Genomic DNA, 21,379 nt, shown 5'->3' with positions numbered 1-21,379 from the left:
AGAGGAGACACACGATGACCCAGGCCACCGGGAATTCCGCACCGGAAACCGTCACCGCCGAAGCGGCCGGGATCCTGCAAAGCGCATTGCGTGACGGGGGCGAGACCCTCGACGACGCCCGGACCGCCGCCCTGCTGGCGCTGACCGGGCTCGAGCGCGCCCCCGCGGTCCCCGCCGGCGCGATCGAGTTCGCGCTGCGCGCCCACACCACGCGCGAGTTCGGGCTCGTCCTCAGCGCCGGCCTCGGCGGCCTCGACGCCGAGCTCGATCCGGCCGATTTCGCCCGTGACCGCGCCGCGGTCCACGCCGCGGTCGAGCTCACCGACGGCGCCGACTTCCTCGAGCGCTTCCGCCACACCCTGGCGTATCGGCGCATCGCCCTTCTCGCCGCACGCGCGGGCCGGCCGCTGCCCGACGCCGCGCTCGCCGCCTGCTTCGACGCCGTGCTCGCAATCACCCGCGACGCGCGCCCGGACGCCCCGCAGGCCGGCGCCGTGCTCCAGGAGCTACGCCTGGACTGCACCTACGACGGTGAGTCGATCCGCGTCGTCAGCGCCCGCGCCAGTGTCGGCGCCGCGCCGGTACAGCGCGTGGCGCGCCCGATCCACAAGATCGACCGCCTCCTCCACCCCCAGCGCATCGGCATCATCGGGGTGTCGGCCAACGGCATGAACTTCGGCCGCATCATCCTGCGCAACCTGCTCGGCAGCGGCTGCCCGCCCGAGCGCCTGTGCATCATCCGCGCCGGCGGCGGCGAAATCGACGGCGTGGGCTGCATCGAGAGCGTGGGCGCGATCGAGGGCAAGCTCGACCTGCTGATCGTCGCGGTCGCCGCCGACGCGGTCTATCCGCTCGTCGACGAAATCCTCGAGAGCAACACCGTCGAGGCGGTGATGCTGATTCCCGGCGGCCTCGGCGAAACCGCCAAGAGCCGCGAGCCGGCCGCCGCGCTGGCGGCGAAGATCAACGCCGCCCACGCCCGCGGCGACGGCGGCCCGGTGTTCCTCGGCGCCAACTGCCTGGGGGTGGTGTCGCACCCGGGCGCCTACGACTCCTGGTTCATTCCCCTCGAGCGCCTGCCCAAGCCGCAAAAGCGCGCCCAGCGCGACGCGGTGATGCTGAGCCAGAGCGGCGCCTTCATGATCACCCGGCTGAGCCAGAACCCCTGGCTCGACCCGCGCTACATGATCGCGATGGGCAACCAGACCGACCTCACCCACGGCGACCTGCTGTCCTGGTTCGCCGAGCGCGAGGACGTGCGCAGCATCGGCATCTACGTCGAGGGCTTCAAGGACCTCGACGGCCTCGCCTTCGCCCGCGCGGTGCGCCGCGCGGTGCTCGGCGGCAAGCAGGTGGTGGTGTACAAGTCCGGCCGCAGCGAAGCCGGCCAGGGCGGCGTGATGGGGCACACCGCCTCGATCGCGGGCGACCCGGTGCTGTTCGCCTCGGTGCTGCAGCAGGCCGGCGCGATCGTCACCGACAACGTCGAGACCTTCGACGACCTGTTCTACATGGCCGGCACGCTCCACGCCAAGAAGATCGGCGGCAACCGCCTCGGCGCCGCCAGCGGCGCCGGTTTCGAAGCGGTGAGCGCGGCCGACTCGATCGACGGCGAAACCTTCTCGATGCGGATGGGCACGCTCGGCGCCGCCACCGTCGCCCGTGTCGAAGAGATCCTGGTCGAGAAGAAGCTCGCTGCCCTGGTCGAGGTGCGCAACCCGCTCGACATGAACCCGGGCGCCGACGACGACGCCCACGTCCGCATCACCGAAGCGATGATCGCCGACGACGACATCGACGCCGTGGTGGTCGGCCTCGACCCCACCGCGCCGATGGTGCGCGGTCTCGAGCAGAGCAAGCTGCGCCCGGGCTACGACATCAGCGACCCGGCGGGCACCGTGCACATCCTGCCGCCGCTGGTCGAGCGCTGCGCCAAGCCGATCGTCGCCGTCGTCGATGGCGGCCGCCTCTACGATGCGATGGCCGCCGCGATGATGGATCGCGGCGTGTGCGTGTTCCGCAACGTCGCCCGCGGCACCCGTGCGCTGGTACGCTACGTCGAGGCCCGCCTCGACGCCGAGCGCATCCGCAAGCATTTCGGCGAGCGCTGAGCCGGCGCTATTTTCCGAATCCGACCGACCCACCTACCTGATGGAGCCCTGCAAATGAGTGAAACCCTTCAACCCGGTCTGACCCTGACCCGCCGCTACGACATCGACACCGCCCGCACCATCGCCTTCATGGGCGACGAATGCCGCGTGTATTCGACCCCCGCCCTGCTCTACGACATCGAAGTGTGCTGCCGCGACCTGCTCCTCGCCCACATCGGCGAAGGCAAGGATTCGGTCGGCACCCGGGTCGAGCTCGACCACGTCGGCGCCACCCTGATCGGCATGTGGGTCGAGATCACGGTCAAGCTGGTCGAAGTCAACGGCCCGGCCGTGGTCTTCGAATTCAGCGCCCGCGACGCCCTCGAGGAAGTCGCCCGCGGCCGCCACAACCGCTTCGTGGTCGGCGTCGACAAGACCCAGCAGCGCCTGCTCGGCAAGCTCGCCAAGGCCAAGGCGGCCTGAGCGGCGCCCACCGCAATGCAGCGCGGGGTCGCCCGGAGACGGGCGGCCCCGCGCCGTTTCCGGGGCCGCCTCCGCCGCCCCCGATTCGTTGCCCCCGACTCCCCGCCCCCACCGGCCGCCGCGCCTCGTCCTGCCCGCCGCCCGCCTGCGCAGGCGCGAACCGGATCACTTCCCCCACCCTGCCCCGTCGTCATTCGTGCCCCGGCTGCTACAATCGCCCGATGAACGGCAAACGACCTCAGCCACCGATGGGCAGCAGCCACTCCGAACCCCAAGCGCCGCTTCGCGCCGACACCATCACCTACGGCCTGCTCCCCGAGCTCGTCGGTTATCGCCTGCGCCTGGCCCAGATCGCCATTTTCCGCGACTTCTGCGTCAACGTCGGCGCCCCCGAAATCACCCCGACCCTGTTCGGGGTTCTCGTCCTGATCGATGCCAACCCCGGGATGAAGCAGACCCAGCTCGCCGAAGCGATCCAGCTCGACCGTTCGAGCGTGGTGTCGGTACTCGACAAGCTCGAGGCGCGCAAACTGGTCGAGCGCATCCGCGCGCCCGACAACCGCCGCGCCAACGCCCTCCACCTGACCGCCGCCGGGCGCGAGCTGCTGCACACCCTGACCCCGCAAGTACTCGATCACGAACGGCGCCTCGTCAGCCGTCTCAGCGCGGACGAGCAGGCCCAGTTGCGCGCCCTCCTCGGGCGCGTGGTCGCCGGACTGCAGCAAAACGACGAGCTGCCGCTGCCGACCGCGCCCTGAGCCGATCTCTTCCCCGGCGCCGCCCCGGGCACGGACCGCAGGGCTGACATGCACCGGGCGGCGCACACAAAAACGGCGGCCTCCACGGCCGCCGTGATGCTGCACCCGCGGATCGCCGTTCAGCGACGCGCGTAAGCCACCCGCACATCCGCGGTCGACATGTCTCCCGGCAGCCGGATCGAACCGGTCTTCTGCAGCGAATCGCTGTCGTGCACGCTGATCACGTTGCCGGCGCCGCCGATGTACAGCCGGGAGCCGTCGCGCGAAATCTGGATGCTGTAGTAGGTCTGGTCGAGATCGACCACCTTCAGCGTCTTGCGCGCAGAAATGTCGTGCTTGGACACGGTGTTGAACGCGCCGTACAGGATGTTCGGGTCGCGCGGATCGGCCACCATGGTGAACACGATGAATTCGAAGGGGAAGATTTCCCGCGTCTCGGCCTTGCCCGTGGCCAGGTCGACGCGGCTCATGCCCCACCACCACTGCGCCGTGGCCATGTCCTGTGCCGGACTGGTGAACTTCGCCGCGGTGTAGGGCATCAGGTACTCGTTGCGGTGTTCGCCCTGGGAATGCATCGCGAACGCGTCCGGCTGCGACCACAGCGGCCCGCGGTCCCAGCTCGCCAGCGCCGAGACCGTGCGCACCGCACCGGTGCGGGTGTCGATGGCCTCGATGTCGGCGCCGCCGAGGATGACTTCGCCGGTCGCGGTGGCGGCGATCTTGGTGATCCGCCGGTTCACCGGGAAGGTCCGCAGCGGCTGCGCCTCGAGCCCGTCGGCGATGCGGTATACCGCCAGCCGCGGCGGCAGCACCTCGAAGCGGTCGAGATGGCGGCGGACCGGGTTCTGCACGGTGTACAGCTCGCTGCCGTCGGCGCTCACCGCGATCGACTGGAAGGTCTTCACCCGCACGTCGCCGCTCGACTGCCTGGCCGAAAAGACCAGCTTGCAGGTCTCCAGCTCGAAACCGTAGACGTCCTCGGACAGATTGTTGAGGACGAAGGCGTGGCGCCCGTCGGGCGCCGGCACCAGCGCCCCCGAACCGAACTTGCCGGGCACCGGGCAGCTGCGCGCGAGGGTGTCGGTCTTCATGTCGATCACCTGGAGCACGCCGGGCCGGGTCACCGTGAGCAGGTATTCCGGGTCGGGATCATAGGGTGCGGCCTGGCGCAGCGGCCCGGCACAGCCGGCGAGCAGGGCGGCCGCCCCGAGCAGGCCGCTCAGGCCCAGGGTTTTCAAGCGCAGGGGGATGGTCATCGCGGGCGCCTCTCTCATTCCTTGTCTTCGAAAATGCCGTCGAGCTTGCGCCAGTCGCGGCTCGCGCCATCCTTGCCCTCGCCCCAGTCGGGATAGTGGCTCATCGTGTCCGGCACCTGCGCCGGCCACCAGCACGAATCCGCACAACCGTAGAGGTCGGCTTCCATCGGCTGGCACAGCGAACCGCCGCCGCCGAAGGCGTCGATTTCCCAGCCGGGATCGGTGGTCGCGGTGCAGCCGACCACGGTCTGCATCGCGACGACTTCCTCCACCGCCTCGGGCTGCTCGGCCTGCGCCAGGAGGCGAGCCTTCTTGTTCAGGGACTTGAGGTGTTTCATGCGCGTACACTCCTTCTCGGAGAAACATGTTCGGCGAAGAAGCCGGGATTTTCGGTGACGATCCGGGCATAGACTTCGATGCCGAAGTCGACCCAGTCGCGCAGCAGTTCGCAATAGTGATAGGACGGCACCGCGGCATCGCCGTATTTCGCGTAGCTCTCGTGGTAGCAGCCACCGGAACAGATATTGCGGATGCGGCAGCGCTCGCACCCGGTGCCACTGCGCTCGAGGCGGCGGGCGATGAACGCCGCGAGCCGGGGGCGGTCGATGCCGGCGTCGACATCGCCGAAGGTCGGCAGGCTCGAACCGGTGAAGCGGTGGCACAGGTTGAGCCCGCCCTTGCCGTCGACCGCGAGCAGGGCGATGCCCGCCCCGCAGGGCAGGCTCTTGCGGTTGCCTTCGTGCAGATCGGTGAGCAGCTGGTGCATGTTGCCAAAGCCCAGGCTGCGTCCGCCCAGTGCGGCATCCAGGTAGCGGCGGCCGAGCGCCTTGAGGCCGGTGAACACCGCAGCGAGTTCTTCGGCGTCGAGGTTGAAGGCCTGGAGCTCGCCGGAAGTGACCGGGCCGAAGCCGACTTCGTGGAACCCCACTTCCCGGTACAGATGGTCGAAGATCTGCTCGACCTCGGTGACGCCGCGCGTCAGCGTCACCCGGCAGCCCACCGGGCGCGACCGGTAATGCGCCAGCAGCAGGTCGACCTTGCGCCGCACCACGTCGTAGGTACCCTGGCCGCCGAAGCTGCGCCGGTTGCGGTCGTGCACCGCGGGCGGGCCGTCCATCGACACCGTGATGCCGACCCGGTTCGCATCGAGCCAGTCGATCAGCCCCTTGTCGAGCAGGGTCGCGTTGGTGGTCAGGGTGAAATCCACCGCCGCGCCGTGCTCGGCGAAGCGGCGCTGGGCGTGGGCCACCACGGCGCGGATCAGGGGCATGTTCGACAGCGGCTCACCGCCGAAGAACACGATCGTGTAGCGCGGCTGCGCGGGCGACTCGGCGAGCAGCATCTCGATCGCTTTCGCCGCGGTCTCGAACGACATCCGCAGGCCCCGCGCCGGGGCGCTCAGGTCTTCCTTGTAGCAGTAGGTGCAGCTCAGGTTGCAGCCGGTATTGACGTTGAGCACCACCGTGTTGAGCGGGAAGGCGGGCGGCGGGTCCGGGAGCACCGCCCCGCTGCCCGGGGCCGCTTGATCCGCGGCAAGCACGGCGAGGCGGCACAGTTCGGCCACCGTCTCGCGCACGGCGTCCACGCCATGGCGCTGCGCCAGGCGAGCCTCGATCGCCTCGGCATCGAGCGTGGCATGCGCGTCGAACAGCGCCAGCACGTCGCGCGCGGGGGCGTCGAGTTCGAACAGCGCGCTGCTCGGCACGTGGAACAGCATCTGCCGGCCGCCGCTGTCGAGGCGGTGCAGGTTGGGGGCGACCAGGTGCAGCGTGCTCATGTCCTCGCTCCCGCCACGCTCAATCGAGCGCACGCTCGACAAAATCGGGCACCGCGACGTTGAGGCTGCCGCGCCCCTGCACCGCGTGCTCGCCTTCGCCCGCGGTGGCGAGCACGGCAAGGCGGCCGACGTTGTTGGCCGAGCGCGCGCGCGCCGGGTTCGGCCCCGCATCGGCCGGCGTGAACAAGCCGTTGGCATCGATGGTGCCGGCGAACTCGTGGTCGCGCTCGTGCGCCGCGGCCTCGTCGAGGGGGGCGGTCGACCAGCGCACCGGCACCGTGCCCAGGGGCAGGTCGTCCGCGGTACCGGCGATGCCGTCGGCACCGGCAGCGTAGCCCAGCGCGCGGTAGGCTACCCCGACCTTGGGCAGCTGGCTGTCGCCCGGTCCGCCGATGCGGGCGATGGCCTGCGCCGGCTCGACCTCGATGCGGGCGATGCGGTCATACACTGCAAGCATCCCCTGGCCGCGCGCACGCCCGACCGCGAGGTCGCGCGCGCCCACCGGACCGGACGCACGGGCCCGCACGACGACACGGTCGGCACTGCGCGACAGCACTTCGAGCACGCGCACCCCCCGGCCCAGGTTCACCGCGCCGTCGAGCCGGCTGCCCACCAGGGTCAGCACCGCGGTCTCGCCCTGGCGCAGGTGCGCGGGCATTACCGCGACCAGCTGCGGCGCGGCGCCCTCCTTGACCGCACGCAGCGTGGCGCCGACCCGGCGCGAATCGGCCAGATGCAGGCGTCCGCTCATCGTCCGCCCCTGCGCGTCGGCGGCCATCACCTGGCGCAGCGCGACCCCGTCGATGTTCACGCTGGCGCGCCATTCGTACCCCGTATAGACGGTTGCGCTGCCTTCGCCGCCGAGCGGGCGGCCGTCGGCGTGGTGGCCGTCGATGCGCAGCGCGAAGCGGTCCTGGCCGAGCGGCGTGGCCGTCATCCGGCCTTCGAACTCCCCTTTGCCCGGCAACTGGCCGACGATGCGCCAGGAGCCGCCGAGCGCGGGTTTGACCGCGGCCTGCCAGTCGCGCCAGGCCTGCGACTCGAGCGGGAAGTCGCGGGCGAGGGCGGGGGCGATCTGCTCGAGAGCGAGCTTGAACCAGGGCCGGTCGCGCGCCATCGAATGCAGCTCGAGAGTCGGGTTCAGCCCCATGTGGCCATGCACGAGCAGCTCCCACTCCTGCGCGCTGCGCCGCTGCAGGCCGAAGCGCGCGCCGGAGTGGCAACGCGCACACATCGGTGCATAGGCTTCACCGATTTGCTCGACGCGGTTGTTGTCATGCTCGAGCAGGTAGCGCCAGGGCGCGGCCTCGGCCGGCGCCAGGCCGCGGCTATCGGCCAGGTGCTTGATCAGGGCGCGCTTGTCCTCGGGCGTCACCTGCACGCCGTGCAGGGTCTGCATGCGGGTAATCGTCATCTGCCAGCCTTCGGGACTCTTGCGCTGGCCGCTGATGCGGGAAATCGTCCCGCCCGCCTCGGCATGGCAGGCCGTGCAGGTCGTGCGCAGCAGCGCTTCGCCGTCGGCCGCGGCGAGCGCCGGCGCCGCACCGAATGCGCCGACCAGCGCCAGAATGCCTGTCCGGACGATCGAACGGATGGAGTTTTCGTTGTTCAAGGCCCTCGCTCCTTGCTCGTGTAATGGTCCTTGCCGGCCTGCTTCGCACCTTGCACCGGTCTTGTCGCTATGCCATGGGTTCCGGCACAGGATGAGAAATTAGCGCGCCGCTGTAAATCAACTTGACGCCAGATGTACGAAGTTGTCCGGGGATGTAACGGCTTCGCAAGCTTCGCCGCCCGGGTCCGCGCCCCGCCCCCGCACGCATTGCCCACAGCCGCGTTTTCAGGCGATCATGGCAGCCGACAAAAAAGGATTTCGGCCCCATTTCCAGGAGGATCGATGACGAAGGAGACGAACCACCGCGCGCACATCATGGTCGTCGAGGACGACCCCGCCTCGCGCGCGCTCCTGGTCGGTTATTTCGAGCAGGAAGGCTATCGCGTCAGCGAAAGCGGGCAGGCCGAGGATCTGCTCCAGCGCATCGAGCGCGAGCACATCGCACTGGTGCTGCTCGACATCAAGCTCCCCGGCAAGGACGGCCTCACCCTCACCCGCGAGCTGCGGGCGGCCTCGCGCGTAGGCATCATCCTCGTCACCGCCAAGGACGATGACATCGACCGCATCGTCGGCCTCGAACTGGGCGCCGACGACTACGTCACCAAGCCGTTCAATCCGCGCGAGCTGCTGGTGCGGGCGAAGAACCTGCTGTGGCGGATCGACGGCGCCGGGCGCGCCGAACGCCTGGACCCGGAACAGGGCTGCTGGCACTTCGAAGGCTGGACCCTGAACCCCCAGAAGCGCCTGCTGCTCGCCCCCGACGGCCGCAGCGAGCGCCTGCCGCAAGGCGAGTTCAAGCTCCTCCTCGCCCTCCTCACCCATGCCGGACAGGTGCTGTCGCGCGACCAGCTGATGGACGCGATCCACGACCGCGAGTGGACGCCCAACGACCGCTCGGTCGATGTCCTGATCGGGCGCCTGCGGCGCAAGCTCGACGACAACCCCGCCGACCCCCGCCTGATCCTCACCGCCCACGGCGCAGGCTACCTGTTCGCCGGCGAAGTCGGCTGAGCGCGCAGGCCGCCGAGACCATGGTCGCCCCGGCATCGACGCTGCGGGTGCTCAAGCGCCTCTACCAGGGCCGCTTCAGCACCATCAGCCGCGCCTTGCTGCCGGGCCGCGACGAAGCGCTGATCGTCAAGCAGCTCGACCGCGCGCGCTGCCCGCCCGGCATGCTCGCCCGCCTGTGCCACGAACACACCCTGCTCGCCACGCTCGCGCTCGACGGCGTGGTCAGCTCGCTCGAACACGTCGAACTCGAACGCGGCCCCGCCCTCCTCTTCCCCGACCACGAGGCGCGCTCGCTGCGCCAGCTGATGCGCTCGGGCGAATACGAATGGCACGACTGGCTGGCGATCACGATCGAGCTCTGCGGGCTGATCGGCCGCCTCCACGAAGTGCGCGTGATCCACAAGCAGATCAACCCCGACCATGTGCTGATCACCGCCGCGGGCCGGCCGCAACTGATCGACTTCAGCCTCGCCACCCGCTTCGTCAGCGAGCAGGCGAGCTGGAATACGCCCCAGCTGGCGAGCCACCGCCTGCCCTACATCGCGCCCGAACAGACCGGACGCATCAACCGCGCGATCGACTACCGCACCGACTACTACAGCCTCGGCACCACGCTGTACGAGCTGCTGACCGGCCAGCACCCTTTCGCCGGCCGCGAAGGGCTCGATCTGGTGCACTGCCATATCGCCCATCGCCCGCGCCCGCCCCACCTGATCAACCGCACCCTGCCCGAAGCGGTGTCGGCGCTGGTGCTGAAGCTGCTCGCCAAAGACGCCGCCGACCGCTACCAGTCGACCCACGGCATCGTGCACGATCTGCGCGAATGCCTCCACCGTCACAGCACCGGCATCACCGCAGGCGGTTTCGCACTCGCCTCGCGCGACGTCTCCGCGCGCTTCCAGGTAGCGCAGAAGCTGTACGGCCGCGAACCCCTGCTCGCCGAGCTCGACGGCCTGATCGAGCGCTGCACGGCCGGCGGCCAGTCCCTGGTGCTCGTCAGCGGCTACACCGGGGTCGGCAAATCCAGCCTGGTCCATGAGCTGCGCCAGAACGTGCTCGCCCGCGGCGGCCAGTTCAGCAGCGGGAAATTCGACCAGTACCGCCGCCAGCGCCCGCACGCCGCCCTGCTGCAGGCCCTGCGCGGCCTCATCCGCCAGCGCCTGACCGAATCCGGCGAACAGCTCGAAGCGCTGCGCGCCCGCCTGCGCGAACAGCTCGGCGGCTACCTGGGGACGCTGCTGCGCCTGCTCCCCGAGCTCGGCTTCATCGTCGGCGAAGCCGAACGCCAGCGCGCCCGCCCGAGCTTCGACGAGCAGGGACGGCTGCGGCTGTTTTCGCGCCTGCTCGGCGTCCTGATCGAACCCGGCCGCCCCTTCGCCCTCTTCCTCGACGACCTGCAATGGGCCGACCTCGCCTCGCTGCGCCTGATCGAGGCGCTCGCCGCCACCCCGCGCCTGCCCCATCTGCTGCTCGTCGGCAGCTACCGCCATAACGAAATCGGCCCCGAACACCCCTTCGCCGCCACCCTCGAACGCCTGCGCAGTGCGCCGCTGGAACTCGTCGAACACCAGCTGCAGCCCCTCGACCTCGCCCAGGTGCGCCGCCTCATCGCCGATACGCTGCGCTGCAGCGAGCGTGAATGCGCCTCCCTGGCCGAGATCTGCCACGACAAGACCCAGGGCAACCCCTTTTTCCTCAAGCAGTTCCTCGACGCGCTCTACGACGAAGGCCTGATCCGCTTTCACAGCCCGCGCTGGGAATGGGACGAGGACGCGATCCGCACGCGCGAGATCGCCGCCGACGTGGCCGCGCTGATGATCGGCAAGATCCGCCGCCTGCCCGCCGCCACCCGCCACGTGCTGCCGCTCGCGGCCTGCATCGGCAACACCTTCGACGTGCACACCCTGGCCCTCGTCGACCAGAGCGCGGCCGAGCGCATCACCGCCATGCTGTCACCGGCCCAGGCCGAAGGCCTGATCGTCGCCCTCGACGACAGCTATCGCCCGGGCGGAGAGCGCGAGGCCGGCACCACCCGCTACCGCTTCGTGCACGACCGCATCCAGCAGGCCGCCTACTCGCTGCTCGCCGCCGACGAGCGCGACGCCCTCCACCTGCAGGTCGGGCGCCTGCTGCGGCAAAGCCTGGACACCGGCGAGCTCGACCGTCGCGTGTTCGAGATCGCCGGCCACCTGAACCTCGCCCGCGGGCTCATCGACGACCCCGACGAGCAGGTCGCGCTCGCCACGCTGAACCTGTGCGCGGGGCAGCGCGCGCGCGAATCGGCGGCATTCGAATCGGCGCTCGAGTACCTGCGCACCGGTGTCGATGCGCTGCCGGCCGACCGCTGGCAGGCGCACTACCGGCTCGCCCTCGAGCTCCACCTCGCCGCCGCCGAAGCCGCTCACAGCCGCGGCGACACGGCGCTGATGGCCGCCTTGCTCGCCGACGCCGAACGCCACGCCAGCGGCCCGCTCGATGCCGTCCGCTGTCACGAGATCCGCATCCAGGCCCACGTCGCCCGCAACCGTTTCGCCGACGGCCTGGAGACAGCCCGCCAGGCACTGGCGATGCTCGGCGTCAAGCTGCCCGCGGCCCCGGGGCGGCTGCGCATCGCCGCCGAACTGCTGGGCACCCGCCTGCTGCTGCGCCGGTGCACCGCCGAGCGGCTGCTGAAGATGCCGGTGAGCAGCGAGGCCCGGATGCTGACCGCGCAGTCGATCCTCGCCGGCATGTTCGGCATCGTCAAATTCTCCAGTTCGGCGCTGCGTCCGCTGGTGATGGCACGCCAGGTCGAGCTCGCCCTGCGCCACGGCCACACCGACGCCACCGCCCCCGCGCTCGCCAGCTTCGGCGGCGTGCTGTGCGGCCTGCTCGACGCCGTCGACGAAGGCTGGCGCGCCGGGCAGCTGGCGATGGCGCTGGAGGCGGCGCGCCCGGCGCGCACCACCCGCCACCGCAGCCTGGCGATGTTCAACACCTATGTCCGCCATTTCAAGGAGCCCCTGGCCGACGTCCTCGACGGCCTGATGGAGGCCCACCGCAGCGCGCTCGATTGCGGCGACCTCGAATATGCCGCCTACAGCCTCGCCGCCCACATCCAGTACGCCTTTCCGCTGATGCGCGACTGCGCGGCGCAGGCCCAGCAGCTCGCCCGCCAGCTCGCCCAGCTGGAGCAGACCGGGCAGAAGCAGTCGCTGCAATACTGCTACATGGCGCTGCAGGCGGTAACCAAGCTGCGCACGCCCGGCGCCGAGCCCACCGCGCTCGACGGCGGGCACTACCGCGAACAGCTCATGCTCGCCGAACACCTGCGCGAGAACCACCGCACCGCGGCATGCCTGCATCACTTCTACAAGGCCCTGCTGTGCTTCGTCTTCGCCGACTACGCGCAGGCCCGCGTGCACTGCACGCTGGGAGCGGAACACCTGCCCTACGTCGCCGGCACCTTCACCGCGGCCTGGTTCCGCGGCCTGCACGCGCTCGCCGTGCTGCGCACGCTACCGCCCGCGGGCCGGGCACGGCGCGACGGGCTGCGCATCGTGGACCGGGTCATCGCCCAGACCGTGCGCTGGGCGCGGCACTGCCCGGCCAACCACGAGCACCGCCTGGCCCTGATCCGCGCCGAACGGCTGCGGATCAAGGGCCGCCCGCTGGCGGCGATGGCCGCCTACGACCGCGCCATCGCCCTCGCCGAAGGCCACGGCTTCGCCCTCGAAGCCGCCCTCGCCTGCGAGCTGGCCGCACGCTTCCACCTCGACAACGGCGCCCGCACCACCGCCCGCGGCTATTTCGAGGACAGCGCCACCCGCTTCGCCGCGCTCGGCGCCCACGGCAAGCTCGCCCACCTGCGCGCCGCCCTCGAGCAGGACGGGCTGTGGGTGAAGACGGCCACCGGCGCTACGACCGCCGATGCCGACGACGAAGATCCGGCGAGCAACCAGGCATTCGACATCAGCGCGGTAATCAAGGCCTCGCAGACGATTTCCGACGAGATCGTCCTCGAGCGCCTGCTCGAACGCCTGATGCAGCTCGCCCTCGCCAGCGCCGGCGCACAGCGCGGCGCGCTGGTGCTGAGCCGCCAGCAGCGCCTGTACGTGGAGGCGATCGCCGGACTCGAGGAGGCGCCCCGGCTGATGTGCGCACTGCCCCTCGAGGACAGCGCCCGGAGCGTGCCGGTGAGCGTCATCAACTATGTCGTGCGCACCGGCGAGCCGGTGGTGCTGGGCGACGCCTCCCGCCAGCCGATGTTCGCCCATGACACCTACGTGCACGCCCACCGCCCACGCTCGCTGCTGTGCATGCCGATCCTGTACCACGGCGAGCTCACTGCGGTGCTCTACCTCGAACACCGCCACAGTCACGACATCTTCGACCGCCGGCGCCTGGAAACCCTGCGCATCCTCGCCGCCCAGGCGGCGATCTCGATCGAGAACGCCAAGCTCTACCTCGGCCTGCAGCAATCCGAGCAGGCTTACCGCTCGCTGTTCGAGAACGCCATCGAAGGCATCTTCCGCGTCGATCCCGAGGGCCGTTTCGTATCGGCCAATCCCGCCCTGGTGCAGTTGCTCGGCTACGACTGCGCCGACAGCTTTCTCGCTACCGTCACCGACGTCAGCACCCAGTGCTTCGTCCTCGCCGAAGAGCAGCGCCGCTTTCTCGGCCGCCTCCACATGGCCGAACAAGTGGTCGGTTTCGAGACCCGCTGGCGCCGGCGCGACGGCAGCGAGATCGACGTCTCGATCTCCGCCCGGCGCGTGTTCGACGGCGAGCAGCGGCTGCGCTACTACGAAGGCTCGCTGACCGACATCAGCGCGCGCAAAGCCAAGGAAGGAGCGGAACTGGCGCGCGAGAAGGCGGAAGCGGCGAACGAGGCCAAGAGCGACTTCCTCGCCACCATGAGCCACGAGATCCGCACGCCGATGAACGGCATCCTGGGCATGACCCAGTTGCTCGCGCGCTCTGCGCTCGACGCCCACCAGCGCGAATGGGTCGGGGCGATCGAACGCTCGGGGCACAACCTGCTCGGCATCCTCAACGACATCCTCGACTTCAGCAAGATCGAGGCCGGCCAGCTGACGCTCGAAAGCTCGCCGTTCTCGCCTGCCGCGGTGTTCGAAGAGCTACGCCCGATGCTGGCCTCGATGGCCCAGCACAAGGGACTGAGCCTGCGCCTGGCGGTCGCCGGCGATCTCCCCGCGGGCGTCATCGGCGACCGCCGCGCGCTGACCCAGATCCTGCTCAACCTCGCCGGCAACGCGGTGAAGTTCACCGCCCGCGGCTTCATCTCGGTCACCGCCACGGTAGCGGCCACCGACGAGGCCGCGCACGGGCCGGCACACAGCCGCCTGCGCTTCGAAGTCGAAGACAGCGGCATCGGCATCGCCGCCGAAGCGCAGGAACGGATCTTCAGCCACTTCTCCCAGGCCGACAGCTCGATCACCCGCCGCTTCGGCGGCACCGGCCTGGGGCTGGCGATCTGCCGCCGCCTGGTGGAACTGCACGGCGGCGAGATCGGCGTACACAGTTCCCCCGGCAACGGCAGCCTGTTCTGGTTCGAGATCGGCTACCCGCACGGCAGCGTGCCCGCAGCCCTGCCGCTCCTCCCCCCCCCGGCGCCAGGCCGGCCGCTGGAAGTGCTGGTGGTCGAGGACGTGGACACCAACCGCCAGGTCGCCCGCGCCCTGCTCGAAAGCGAAGGCCACCGGGTGAGCCTCGCCGAAGACGGTTTCAGCGCGCTGGCGCTGCACGACGGCCACGATTACGACGTCATCCTGATGGACATCCATCTGCCCGAGCTCGACGGCCTCGAGACCACCCGCCGCATCCGCGCCCACGCCGATCCGCGCAAGGCCGCAGTGCGCATCGTCGCCCTCACCGCCTCGGTCACCGGCGAGGAGGTCCGCCGCTACCTCGACGCCGGCATCGATGCCGTGCTCGGCAAGCCGCTGCGCTACGAAGTGCTCCTGCATGCGCTGTACGCCGGCACCCCGGCGCCGGGCATGGACACCGCCGCCGGAGTCCCGGCCGATGCGCCCCCCAACCTGCCGCCTTCTCTCCCGCCGGCCGCTGCGCTGCTCGCCGGCGAAGTCCTCGAAGGTCATTTCCGCCAGCTCGGACAGGCACGCATGGACAGCCTGCTCGCGCTCCTCGAACAGCAGTGCCGGGAGCTTGTCGCCGAACTGGGCCGCAGCCCCGACCCCGAGGCCCAGCGCGACATCGCCCACCGCCTCGCCGGCACGGGCGCGAACTTCGGCCTCGCCGCCCTCGCCGCACGCTGCCGCGAGCTCGAGAGCAGCGCCGCCGAGCTCGACCTGCGTTCCGAAAGCGCCCCCCTCGCGGAGTTGCTCGAAGCCAGCCTGGCCGCCATCGACCGCCGCCGCGGCCCGGCTCCGGCGTGCGCCTGAAGCGCCCGCTGCGGCAGGCCGGGAGCACTTGCGCGCAGCGCACCGGGGCGCTGTATCGCCCCGCTACAACTGCGCACAAATCGGCACATTTCACGAAAAGCCGGTTTACACCGCAGGGCTAGGCTAGCGCCATCCGTCACACTGCAAGGCAGTGCGCATGGCGGCATTGCATTCACCCAGAGGGGACCCGGACGATGTACGAGACACTCGCAAAAAGAACTTCCACCCTGGTCATCGACGGCCGCGCGGTCGCGGGCGAGCGGGGCACGCTGCCGGTCATCGATCCTGCGCTTGGCGAGCCCTTCGCCGAGTGTCCGAGCGCCTCCAGCGCCCAGCTCGATGCCGCGGTCGCCGCCGCCAACCGCGCTTTCGCCCAGTGGCAGCACAGCAGCTGCGAAGAGCGCCGCGCGCTGCTGCTGAAGATCGCCGACCGCATCGAGCACAACGCCCCCGAACTGGCCGAGATCATCGTCCGCGAGCAGGGCAAGCCGCTGGCGCTGGCGCAGATGGAAGTGGGCGGTGCGGTGGCATGGACGCGCGCCACCGCAGCGCTCGAGCTGCCGGTGGAAGTCATCGAGGACAGCCCGACCAAGCGCATCGAGTTGCACCGCAGCCCGCTCGGTGTGGTCGGTTCGATCACGCCCTGGAACTGGCCGCTGATGATCGCGGTATGGCACATCATGCCTGCGCTGCGCGCGGGCAACACGGTGGTGATCAAGCCCTCCGAGCTGACCCCGCTGAACACCTTGCGCCTGGTCGAACTGATCGCCGAAGTCGCGCCTCCCGGGGTGGTCAACGTGGTCGCCGGCGGCGGTGCGCTCGGGCGCGACATGTCCGGTCACGCCGGCATCCGCAAGATCGTGTTCACCGGCTCGACCCCGACCGGGCAGGACATCATGCGCAACGCCGCCGGCACCCTGAAGCGCCTCACCCTGGAGCTCGGCGGCAACGACGCCGGCATCGTGCTGCCGGGGGCCGACATCGACGCCGTCGCCGAAGGCGTGTTCCAGAGCGCCTTCCTCAACATGGGCCAGACCTGCGCCGCGCTCAAGCGCCTCTACGTCCATGAGTCCCAGTACGAGCAGATGTGCACACGCCTGACGGCGATCGCCGTGCGGCAGAAGGTCGGCAACGGCCTGGAAGAAGGCGTGAGCTTCGGCCCGATCCAGAACCGCGACCAGTTCGAGCTGGTATGCGAGCTGGTCGACGACGCCCGCGCCGCCGGCGCCCGCATCCTGTGCGGCGGCGAGCCGCTGCCGGGGAAGGGCTATTTCTACCCGCCGACCATCGTCGCCGACATCACCGACGGCACCCGCCTGGTCGACGAGGAACAGTTCGGCCCGGTCCTGCCGGTCATCCGTTACGCCACCGTGGACGAGGCGGTGCTGCGCGCCAACGCCAGCGACAACGGCCTCGGCGGCTCGGTGTGGTCGTCCGACATCGAACAGGCGCGCGCCGTCGCCGCCCGCCTCGAATGCGGCACGGTGTGGATCAACGGCCACGCCGAAGTGCTGCCGCACTGTCCCTTCGGCGGCTGCAAGATGTCGGGCTTCGGCGTCGAGTTCGGTCTCGAGGGGCTGCTCGAATACACCCGCCCGCAGCTGTTCAACATCAATCGCCCCGCGCCCTGAAATGGCCGCAGCCCCCCGTAGTGCACAGCCCCTGCTGCGCTACCCGTCCCGCCCAGCGGCGGGGCGGGACAGAGCGGGCGGCGCACACCGGGCGGCGGGCGAAACAAACCGCAGCGCAGCGGACGGTGCGCCGGCCCTGACCCCTCTCCCGGCCACCGGCACGGTGGACGTGGCGGTGGCGATGGTGCGCCCGCGCAGCCTGCAGCCCCTGTTCGCCAGCCGGGGCGAGCGCGCCGCGTTCTGGCACCGGGCGCTGGCCGACGAAGCGCTCGCCCGCTGGCTCGCCGCGTGCAAGCCGACACGCCTGCACGTCGGCAGCGAATTCTGCGAGCGCCTGCTGCCGACCCCGGCACAGCTCACCCTGAACCTGGCCGAGGCCCGCGAACACGGCCTCGGCGTTTCCCTGCTGACGCCGGTCGCCTCACCGCAAGTGATCGATGCGCTGGCCGAGCTTCTGACCTTGCTGCCGGCCGGCGCCGAAGTCGTGGTCAGCGACTGGGGCGTCGCCCTCCTGCTGCAGGAACGCTTCCCGCAGCTGATTCCGGTCGCGGGCAGGATCCTGTGCCGGATGCTGAAAGACCCTCGCCTGGGCGATCCGCGCTATGCCCCGCCCGCCGGCCACGACCTCGACTCCCCCGCACTGCGCGCCGTGCTGCAGCGGCTGGGCATCGCCCGGCTTGAAATGGACCTGCCGCTGTTCGCCCGCGACGAGACGTTTTCCGGCGCCCCGCTACCGCTCGACGTGCACCTGCCTTTCGCCTTCGTCGCCAAGGGGCGGATGTGCCGCACCGCCGGCCTCGCCCGCAGCGGGCCGGAACGCTTTTCGCCGCGGCCGTTCTGTCATCACGAATGCCTCGGCCTGCGTGCGGACACCGTGCGCGAGGCGGCGGACGACGCCTGGCGCACGGTGCATGTCGGCAACACCGTGCTCTGCCGGCATTCGCCCGCCACCCTCGCCACCGCCAGCCGCGCCGCGGCCGCGGGCAGGATCGCGCGCCTGATCGTTCCCGGAGAAGCGGTATGAAGATCGTCGCCCCGATCCGCCACCCCGACGAGATCGCTCCGCTCGCCCAGGCCGGCGCCAGCGAGCTGTATTGCGGGGTGACGCCGCGCGAATGGGCCGAACGTTTCGGCGGCACAAGCGCCAACCGCCGCCCGGGCGGCAACCTCGGCTCGCTGGCCGAGCTCGAACACGCTCTCGGCCTCGCCCATGCCAGTGGCGCGACGCTGTCGCTGGTGCTCAACGCCCAGCACTACTCGGCCGCGCAGATCGAGTTCGCGCTCGAGATTGCGCGCAGCTACCAGGCCATGGGCGGCGACGCCCTGATCGCGAGCGACATCGGCCTGATCTTCACGCTCGGCAAAGCCCTGCCCGGAATGCGGGTCCATCTGAGCTCGGTCGCCACCTGCCGCAACGTCCACGCCGCCCGCCTGTACCGTGAATTCGGCGTGCGCCGGCTGATCCTGCCGCGCGACGTGACCCTGGACGAGGCCGCCGCAATCGCCTCCGCCCTGCCCGAGCTCGAAGTCGAGGCCTTCATCCTCAACGACGGCTGCGTGTACGAGGAAGGCAGCTGCAATACCTTGCATCTGCCGGCACCGCTCGGTGGCCCGATCTGCCTCGACCACTACCGCTACCGCCACCGCCACCGCGACGGCCGGCCGCTGTCGGCGAGCCTGCAGGAACGCCTGACCGAAAACGACCAGGCTTACCGGCGCTGGCTGTGGTACCGCTTTTCCTGCGGTTTCACGACCACCGCCGAAGGCCTGCCCTACGGCCCCTGCGGCCTGTGCGCGGTGCCCCGGCTGGCCGGCGGCGGCATCCACGCCGTGAAGATCGCCGGGCGCGAAGGCCCGCTGCCGCGCAAGCTGGCCAGCGTGCGGATGGTGCGCACCATCGTCGACGCCCAGCTCGCCGGCCGGCCCGCCCACGAGGTCGCCGCGCTGGCGCGCGGCCTGCGCCCTTCCCACGAGCACTGCCGCACCGGCTACATGTGCTACTACCCCGAAGTCGTCACCGAGGCGGCGCACGCGCCGCCCTGCTCCCCGCCCTCCCGTCCCTGAGGGAAGCGTCGGTGCAGCACCGCGCATCGCACGATGGCGAAGCCGCAGCTATTGATATTCGTCAATGTTTGACTTCCAATAGTTTGACTTCAAAAAAAGCAGCCCCGATACTTTGTTCATCACCGCGTGAAGGCGGACAGTTCCCGGAGATGAGCATGAAGACGGATACCAGGAGTCGGGGCGACCGATTGCTCGCCGGCGGCGGAGCACAAGCCCCGCGCTATCCGTGGCGCGGGGCGGGCCTATCGAAAAGGCAGGCAATGGTTCGAACGAGCACGGCGATGGGGAGCCCAACCCGCCGCGCCCCCCGCAAACTTCTAGTCGAGCACCACCTGGAGGCGGTCATCGACGTAGTTCTGCAGCAGGTTGCTGATCGCGAACAACGTCCCGGTCACGGCCGAAGGACAGCCGCCGCAGGCGCCCTTGTAGCGCACCGTCAGGGTGAAATCCTGCAGGCGCAGGACGTCGATGCCGCCGCCGTCCTTGTCGAGGAACGGGCGGATGTTCTCGTCGAGGATCATGTTGACCCGCATCAGCATCTCGGGGTCGTCGGTTTCGACCTCGATCGGCGCCTCTTCCGCCGCCGGCGCAGCTGCAGGCGCGGCAGCGGCGGCCGGGGCGCCGTCTTCGCGGGCGATGCCGATCACGCGCTTCGGCTTGTAGGTCTCGATGCACTCGATCACCCGCGACTCGATCATGTCCCAGTCGGTCGCATGGTGACGGGTCACGGTGATGAATTCCGCGGTGCAGTAGGCTTCGGTGACGCCGGGAACGCCGAGCAGGCTCTCGCCCAGCGCGTCGCCCATCGCGTGCTTCGGAGAGGCGAAATGGCGAGGCGCGCCGCTGAACATGGGCGCATCGATCATGAACTTGTTCGCCAGCGGGTTGGGCGTGGGAACGACGGCAGTAACGTTCGGCATGACGGGACTCCTCCGGTTTGGGTCATGTGCTTGGTTCGGGCGCCGGCAGTGAGTCGGTCGAACCCTGGCGCCTGAAGGCCGGTTTCCCGGCTGGAAAGACGGGAAAAAGGACAGGCCGTGAAGCGAATATTAGTTGTCGTTTACGTCAACGTCAATTATCATAAAGGTCATAGGTTGATGATCAACCCGTTCATCGAGAGCCACAACCCATGAAGGAATATCTGCTGCTCCTGCTCGGCACCGCCCTGGTGAACAACGTGATCCTTGTTCGCTTTCTCGGCCTGTGCCCATTCCTGGGAGTCTCCAACAAGCTCGATACCGCACTCGGCATGGGGCTGGCGACGACGTTCGTGCTCACCCTGACCTCGGGCGCGACCTGGGCGGTCGAGCACGCGCTGCTGGGTCCGCTCGACATGATGTACCTGCGCATCATGACCTACATCCTGGTCATCGCCGCAGTCGTGCAATTCACCGAAATGGCGATCCAGAAGGCGAGCCCGGTGCTGCACCACACCCTGGGCATCTACCTGCCGCTGATCACCACCAACTGCGCGGTGCTCGGCATCGCCCTGCTCAACGCGCAACAGGGCAACAGCTTCGTGCAGAGCCTGCTGCACGGCACGGGCACGGGCATCGGTTTCACCCTGGCCATCCTGCTCTTCGCCGGAGTGCGCGAGCGCATCGCCCTGGCCAACGTTCCAGCCGCGTTCGTCGGCGCCCCCATCGCCCTCATCACCGCCGGCCTGCTGTCGCTCGCCTTCATGGGCTTCGCCGGCCTGCCCACCCGCTGAGTCCGGATTCGCTTCATTCTTTCAGGAGGACCACGATCATGATCACGTCCGTTCTTGTCGTCGCCGCCATCGGCATGGTACTGGGCTGGCTGCTGGGCACCGCAGGGCGCTGGCTCGGCAGCGAAGCCGACCCGATCGTCGAACGTATCGCCGAAACACTGCCCGGCTCGCAGTGCGGACAGTGCGGCTTCGCCGGCTGCGGCCAGGCCGCCGCCGCACTCGCCGCCGGCGAAGCGCCGGTCACCCTGTGCCCGCCGGGCGGGCGCGCGGTGGCGGAAAAGCTCGCCGAAATCCTCGGCGTCGGCCTCGACGCGGGCAGCGTCGAAGACCGCGGCCCGGTGCTGGCGCGGGTGCGCTCGACCAGTTGCATCGGCTGCTCGCGCTGCATCAAGGCCTGCCCGACCGACGCCATCCTCGGTGCGACCAAGCAACTGCACGTGGTCCTCACCGAGGCCTGCATCGGCTGCGGCGCCTGCGCCGAAGTCTGCCCGACCGAGGGCATCGACATCGAAGGCATTCCGGTGACGCTGGGCAACTGGCGCTGGCACAAACCTGAACTCACCGGCGTGTAAGGGTGCCGTA

15 protein-coding genes are annotated in these 21,379 nt (G+C 69.9%); 10 read left to right on the top strand and 5 right to left on the bottom strand.

All coding sequences use genetic code 11. The features are described from left to right. Positions 1–14 precede the first annotated feature (14 nt). From MXC99_RS06885 to MXC99_RS06875, 3 genes are all read left to right on the top strand, one after another. On the top strand, positions 15–2,111 hold the full coding sequence (locus tag MXC99_RS06885; protein WP_247724748.1) for a CoA-binding protein: 2,097 nt from the start codon (positions 15–17) through the stop codon (positions 2,109–2,111). A 54-nt stretch (positions 2,112–2,165) separates the two neighbouring features. Beyond that, positions 2,166–2,573: a thioesterase family protein gene (locus tag MXC99_RS06880; protein ID WP_247724747.1), complete on the top strand. Its 408-nt coding sequence runs from the start codon at positions 2,166–2,168 to the stop codon at positions 2,571–2,573. 221 nt (positions 2,574–2,794) lie between these two features. Then, positions 2,795–3,331 carry a MarR family winged helix-turn-helix transcriptional regulator gene (locus MXC99_RS06875; RefSeq protein ID WP_247724746.1) on the top strand — a complete coding sequence of 179 codons (537 nt, stop codon included), beginning with the start codon at positions 2,795–2,797 and terminating at the stop codon, positions 3,329–3,331. Positions 3,332–3,450: 119 nt separating this feature from the next. Here the strand turns inward: MXC99_RS06875 and peaD are convergent, their stop codons facing one another. Genes peaD through peaA form a run of 4 tightly spaced genes read right to left on the bottom strand, consistent with a single transcriptional unit; the run spans position 3,451 to position 7,976 of the window. Then, positions 3,451–4,587: a quinohemoprotein amine dehydrogenase subunit beta gene (gene peaD / locus MXC99_RS06870; RefSeq protein ID WP_247724745.1), complete on the bottom strand. Its 1,137-nt coding sequence runs from the start codon at positions 4,585–4,587 to the stop codon at positions 3,451–3,453. A 14-nt stretch (positions 4,588–4,601) separates the two neighbouring features. Continuing rightward, the gene (qhpC, locus tag MXC99_RS06865) at positions 4,602–4,925 is read right to left on the bottom strand and encodes a quinohemoprotein amine dehydrogenase subunit gamma (RefSeq protein ID WP_247724744.1); all 324 of its coding nucleotides are present in this window, start codon (positions 4,923–4,925) and stop codon (positions 4,602–4,604) included. Next, positions 4,922–6,364 (bottom strand): quinohemoprotein amine dehydrogenase maturation protein, encoded by a 1,443-nt coding sequence (peaB, locus tag MXC99_RS06860; RefSeq protein WP_247724743.1) that lies wholly within the window; start codon positions 6,362–6,364, stop codon positions 4,922–4,924. The genes qhpC and peaB overlap by 4 nt, the downstream gene beginning before the upstream one ends. A 19-nt stretch (positions 6,365–6,383) precedes the next feature. Further along, positions 6,384–7,976 (bottom strand): quinohemoprotein amine dehydrogenase subunit alpha, encoded by a 1,593-nt coding sequence (peaA, locus tag MXC99_RS06855; RefSeq protein WP_247724742.1) that lies wholly within the window; start codon positions 7,974–7,976, stop codon positions 6,384–6,386. 282 nt (positions 7,977–8,258) lie between these two features. On the opposite strand from peaA, the gene torR reads away from it, so the two are divergent. The 5 genes from torR (at position 8,259) to MXC99_RS06830 (ending at position 19,086) form a co-directional block, all read left to right on the top strand. Continuing rightward, positions 8,259–8,987, top strand: a complete 729-nt coding sequence (gene torR, locus MXC99_RS06850) for a two-component system response regulator TorR (RefSeq protein WP_247724741.1) — start codon at positions 8,259–8,261, stop codon at positions 8,985–8,987. 20 nt (positions 8,988–9,007) lie between these two features. Continuing rightward, positions 9,008–15,391 carry an AAA family ATPase gene (locus MXC99_RS06845; RefSeq protein ID WP_247724740.1) on the top strand — a complete coding sequence of 2,128 codons (6,384 nt, stop codon included), beginning with the start codon at positions 9,008–9,010 and terminating at the stop codon, positions 15,389–15,391. Between the two features lie 194 nt (positions 15,392–15,585). Beyond that, a complete protein-coding gene (locus MXC99_RS06840) occupies positions 15,586–17,022 on the top strand; it encodes an aldehyde dehydrogenase family protein (protein ID WP_247724739.1) in 1,437 nt (478 codons plus the stop codon). Between the two features lies 1 nt (position 17,023). After that, on the top strand, positions 17,024–18,046 hold the full coding sequence (locus MXC99_RS06835) for a hypothetical protein (RefSeq protein ID WP_247724738.1): 1,023 nt from the start codon (positions 17,024–17,026) through the stop codon (positions 18,044–18,046). Beyond that, a complete protein-coding gene (locus tag MXC99_RS06830; protein ID WP_247724737.1) occupies positions 18,043–19,086 on the top strand; it encodes a U32 family peptidase in 1,044 nt (347 codons plus the stop codon). The genes MXC99_RS06835 and MXC99_RS06830 overlap by 4 nt, the downstream gene beginning before the upstream one ends. A gap of 317 nt (positions 19,087–19,403) precedes the next feature. On the opposite strand, the gene MXC99_RS06825 is transcribed toward MXC99_RS06830, so the two are convergent. Next, positions 19,404–20,006, bottom strand: coding sequence for a NifU family protein (locus MXC99_RS06825; RefSeq protein WP_247724736.1), 603 nt, complete (start codon positions 20,004–20,006; stop codon positions 19,404–19,406). 209 nt (positions 20,007–20,215) lie between these two features. Here MXC99_RS06825 and rsxA point away from each other — a divergent pair, with 209 nt between their 5' ends. Together rsxA and MXC99_RS06815 are read left to right on the top strand one after the other, a co-directional pair. Further along, on the top strand, positions 20,216–20,797 hold the full coding sequence (gene rsxA / locus MXC99_RS06820; RefSeq protein ID WP_247724735.1) for an electron transport complex subunit RsxA: 582 nt from the start codon (positions 20,216–20,218) through the stop codon (positions 20,795–20,797). Positions 20,798–20,835: 38 nt separating this feature from the next. Then, positions 20,836–21,369, top strand: coding sequence for an RnfABCDGE type electron transport complex subunit B (locus MXC99_RS06815; protein WP_247724734.1), 534 nt, complete (start codon positions 20,836–20,838; stop codon positions 21,367–21,369). Positions 21,370–21,379 lie beyond the last annotated feature (10 nt).

The sequence above is a fragment of the Thauera aromatica genome (genome assembly GCF_023093595.1).
Lineage (GTDB): Bacteria > Pseudomonadota > Gammaproteobacteria > Burkholderiales > Rhodocyclaceae > Thauera > Thauera aromatica_A.
The sequence above is the reverse complement of the archived record's forward strand: the minus strand, read 5'-3'. Positions and strand labels throughout refer to the sequence as shown.